This is a genomic window from Arthrobacter sp. TB 26 (assembly GCF_000427315.1).
Lineage (GTDB): Bacteria > Actinomycetota > Actinomycetes > Actinomycetales > Micrococcaceae > Arthrobacter.
In genome coordinates this window covers 2,852-6,813 of record NZ_AUPJ01000123.1, presented here as the reverse complement: position 1 = coordinate 6,813, position 3,962 = coordinate 2,852, and the positions used below count along the sequence as shown (strand labels likewise).

General features: G+C 68.0%; 2 protein-coding genes. Both read right to left on the bottom strand.

What is annotated here, in order from left to right; translation table 11 throughout:
- Window positions 1-290 precede the first annotated feature (290 nt).
- Window positions 291-2,012 carry an LpqB family beta-propeller domain-containing protein gene (locus tag K789_RS0103850; protein ID WP_024365605.1) on the bottom strand — a complete coding sequence of 574 codons (1,722 nt, stop codon included), beginning with the start codon at window positions 2,010-2,012 and terminating at the stop codon, window positions 291-293.
- Window positions 2,009-3,859: an MtrAB system histidine kinase MtrB gene (mtrB, locus tag K789_RS0103845; protein ID WP_024365604.1), complete on the bottom strand. Its 1,851-nt coding sequence runs from the start codon at window positions 3,857-3,859 to the stop codon at window positions 2,009-2,011. The genes K789_RS0103850 and mtrB overlap by 4 nt, the downstream gene beginning before the upstream one ends.
- Between the last annotated feature and the right edge of the window lie 103 nt (window positions 3,860-3,962).

Sequence of the window (3,962 nt, the reverse complement as noted above, 5' to 3'; positions counted from 1 at the left end):
GTGTCTCGCCGCAGCAATGGCCGCCGGACCCAGATCAGGGTCGGCTGCGCGCGGCGATCGCCGGGCCGCGCGGGTTGCCGCGCTCCGGCCACCGTCCCGGTCACTGTCATGGGCTTGCCTGGATGTCACCACCCGACAAGGTTCCGCCGCCGCGGCGCCAGCCGGCAGCCCCTGGCGCCGCTATGTGGAAAATCACCGCCCCGCGGTCAGGACAGGCACCAGCCGGGCTGCGCTGCCGGATCACCACTGGCCGGGGCCTCGTTGGACCCCGGGTCTGTTGCGGCCGCTAGCTAGCCCGGGTAGGCCGGATCGATCGGCCCCTTGAGCTGAGGGGACCATCCGTTGCCGAGCCGCTGGAAGATCCCTTCCGCGGACTGCGCGTAGATCTCCTCCGCCCCGTTGCCGGCGCTGAGCGCGGTAAGTCCCGGCCACGGCGCGAGTTGCTGCGGCTGGGACGACGTGAGGGACAAAAGCTCGGGGGTGACGGATTCGCTTGCGGAGCCCTTCATCACCGCGACCGTGGTGTCATCCACCCACACGCCCTGGTCCGGATCGTTCGTCGCCAACAGGGTCATCGGCACGGTGAGTTCCTTGGGTGTGCCGTCCGCTGCCCGGACAATGCCCGCGACCTGGACCTTGGTCTTGCCGTTCTGCTCTGTGAGGATGAGGGCCCGGGTGCCCTCGCGTGAGACCCGGAACTCCTTGACGGACCGCCCGGCGAGCCAGGCCGGTGACAGTGTGACCGTTGGGACAGCGGAGCCTTCTGCCACGTTGACCGGCCGGTAGGCGATCATTTCCGCGGCGCCGTTGGCCCCCGGCCCCGCCGTCCAGACCCAGTCGTACCGGTCGAACGACGGACGGGTCAGGGTGGCGCGGGTGGTCAGCGCCCTGGCGGGCTGGCCAGGCACGATGGAGTACAACGTCCCGCGGCCGGCGTTGAGAAAGGCCGCGGACTGCGAGACCGGAGACTCCGCCGGGGCCCGGGGGGCCAGGGCGGAGACAGGCTGGATGTCGGGAAGCGGCGAGATCCTGTTGTTCTCATACCGGACCAGGTCGTTGTTGCTCACGGCGATCTGGCGGGCCGGGACGTTCTTGTCCCGGATCGGCGGAAGGACCGAACCGTTGTCCTCCACGCGCACCAGGTCCTGGTTGGCCCGGAGCTCGACGGTGATGACGTCGGGCTGGCTGCGGAAGGTGAGGGCGAGCTGGGTCTGCATCCGCAGCCTGTCCTCATTGGAGGCCTCCACGAGGTCCTTCGCCGTGAGGTCCACCTGGGCGGCGCCGGAGACAACCGGGACCGACTCGCGGGCCAGTTTGATGCCCGAGGGGAAAGCGCTGACGACGGCACCCTTGAGATACGGGGCCGGACCGCCGAGGAGGGCGCTGGTCATGGCCTTGACGGTCTTCTTCTTGATAAACCACCGGACGTCGGGCACCGCATACGCGAACGTCGGGTCATAAAAATAGATCGGATAGGCGCCATAGATGACCTTGAAGGTCTCCTCCGGGATTGCCGTGCCGTCCGGGAGTTCCGCAATCCGCCATTCCCCGTCCACCTTGGTCAGCGTGGCGGGGATATTCTCCTTGGTTCCCTCCGGCAGCTGGGTGGCAACCCCGTCCACGTCGACGGAGTAGGACACATCCAGTTCGTAGTTGAAGACGTTTTCGACGCCGGTCGGCACCACGCGCGCGGAGCGGAAGACGAGCACCCGCTGGTCCGGCTTCCAGGTCACCGATGACGCCTGGGTCAGGTATTGGCGTGCGACGGCGTAGTCGTCCTCATAGCCGCTGCCGGCGAGGTAGAAGTCCTCGATCACGGCGTCCGGCCCGGCCCCCTCACGCGGCGCGGACGGGAAGAACACGGGAGCGTTCTTGGGATTCCCTGCGCTCTCGTCAGTGCTCTTTCCCACCGGACCCGAGCGCGGGATCTGGGCGCACGATGTCAGCAGGAACAGCAGCACCGCCAGCAGCGCGGCCGCCGTGCGGGTGGCCTTCCGTGGGGTGTGGCTCATGACCCGTCCTTCGTTCCGGTGCCTGCGGTACTGGTTTCCTGGGTTCCGCGGGCCGCGGTTCCGGTATCGGCGGCGTCGTGCGTCCCGCCGGCGGGCAAGCTGCCGGCTGCAGCGGTGCCGCCGTCGGCGCGCGTTACCGGGGCGGGGTCCAGCAGCAGCATGGTCCGTTCGCCGCCGTCGCCATGAAAGCCGACGTCGACCGGTTCCAGCTGGAGTGGGGACTTCGCGATGGTCTCGCCCTGGCGCAGCGCAAGGGTTAGGCGGAAGTTGGCCCCGCTGCCTTTCCGTCCCCATGCCTGGAGCCAGCCGTTGTGGAGTTTCGCGTCCTCCGCGGCAATGGACAACCCGAGGCCGCTTCCACCCGTGGTGCGTGCCCGCGCCGGATCGGCGCGCCAGAACCGGTCGAACACGCGTGCAGCTTCCGCGGGGGCCAAGCCGATGCCGTGGTCCCGGACGGCGACCGCCACGGCGTTGTCGTTGGCGGCCACGGAGATGTTCACCGGGCGGCCCTCTCCGTGTTCCAGCGCATTCAGCACGAGGTTGCGCAGGATCCGGTCGATCCGACGGTCATCCATGTCCACGATGATGCTGCCGGCGGGCGCGTTGAGGGTGACCTCGGAGCCGTACTCGGCGGCCACCGGGGCCACGCCCTCCATCACATGCGACACGAGCTGCACGATGTCGCCCGGTTCGGCGTCGAGCGTGGCTACGCCCGCGTCGAAGCGGGAGATCTCCAGCAGGTCGGCCAGGAGGGACTGGAAGCGCTCCACCTGGTTGTAGAGCAGCTCCGCGGAGCGCTTGTTGATGGGGTCGAAGTCTTCGCGCGCGTCGTACAGGACTTCGGCGGCCATCCGCACGGTGGTGAGCGGGGTCCGCAGTTCGTGGGAGACATCGGAGACGAAGCGCTGCTGCATCTGGGACAGGGTCGCGAGCTGGGTGATCTGCTCCTGGAGGCTCGCGGCCATGTGGTTGAACGAGGCCCCAAGCCGGGCCACCTCGTCCTCGCCCTTGACCACCATGCGTTCCTGCAGCTGCCCTGCCGCGAGTTTCTCGGAGACGAGCGCTGCATGGCTGACCGGGCTGACCACATTCCGGGTGACATACCAGGCCACGGCACCAATCAGTAGCGCCAGCACCGCGCCGCCGGCCAGCAGGACGTTCTGGATCTCGTCGAGGGTCTTTTGTGCGGTGTTGAGGTCATAGATGAGGTACAGCTCGTAGACCGTGCCGTTGAAGGTGACCTTATTGCCGACGGCGATCCCGGGCCGGTCTTCCGTGCCCACCGGGAACTCCGTCGAAGCCCAGAACTGCTCCTTGCCGGAATCCTGGACGGCCGTGCGCAGTTCGGTGGGAATGACGCTGATGGTGAGCTGGTCCGATGCCCGCGATTCGACCCAGCGGTTGCGGGGTTTGGTCTGCTCCGGCATCGCCTCAAAAACGTAGCGCCGCTGGATCACGGAGCCGCGGCCCTCGACGGCGTTCAGGGTGTCGTAGACGAGTGTGATGACGCTGGACTGATCGGTGACCTGGGCGCCGTCGAAGGTGTCCTGCACCTGCTTGACGTTGTAGCGCGTCTCCGATTCGGCCTGGACGAGCCGTTCCTGGAAGAGGTTGTTGGCGATCTGGTTGGACAGGTACGCGCCGACGACCGCGAAAGACGCGATGGCGAGCATGAGGGTTGTCAGCACGGTCCTGAACTGCAGCGACCGCCGCCACTTGCGGTGCAGTGAACGGAGCAGGTACCGGATGCCCGGAAGCAGGCGGGAAGCGCCAATGCTGACCAGACGCGCCACCCGCACGCCCACGATCCGGGCACGTTTCACCCAGAGCCGGGTGCGGAAACGCATGGCCTGCCAGCCGGCGGCCGTGGTACCGGAAGCAGGCGCCGTGAGGCCCGGCTCGTGGACGTCGACCGAGGTACGGGCAACGTTCTCCGGGGCGACCCGCTCC

Excerpts from the sequence above, each read along its gene's own strand:
- K789_RS0103850 (WP_024365605.1), bottom strand. The coding sequence starts at position 2,012 with ATGAGCCACACCCCACGGAAGGCCACCCGCACGGCGGCCGCGCTGCTG.
- mtrB (WP_024365604.1), bottom strand. The coding sequence starts at position 3,859 with ATGCGTTTCCGCACCCGGCTCTGGGTGAAACGTGCCCGGATCGTGGGC.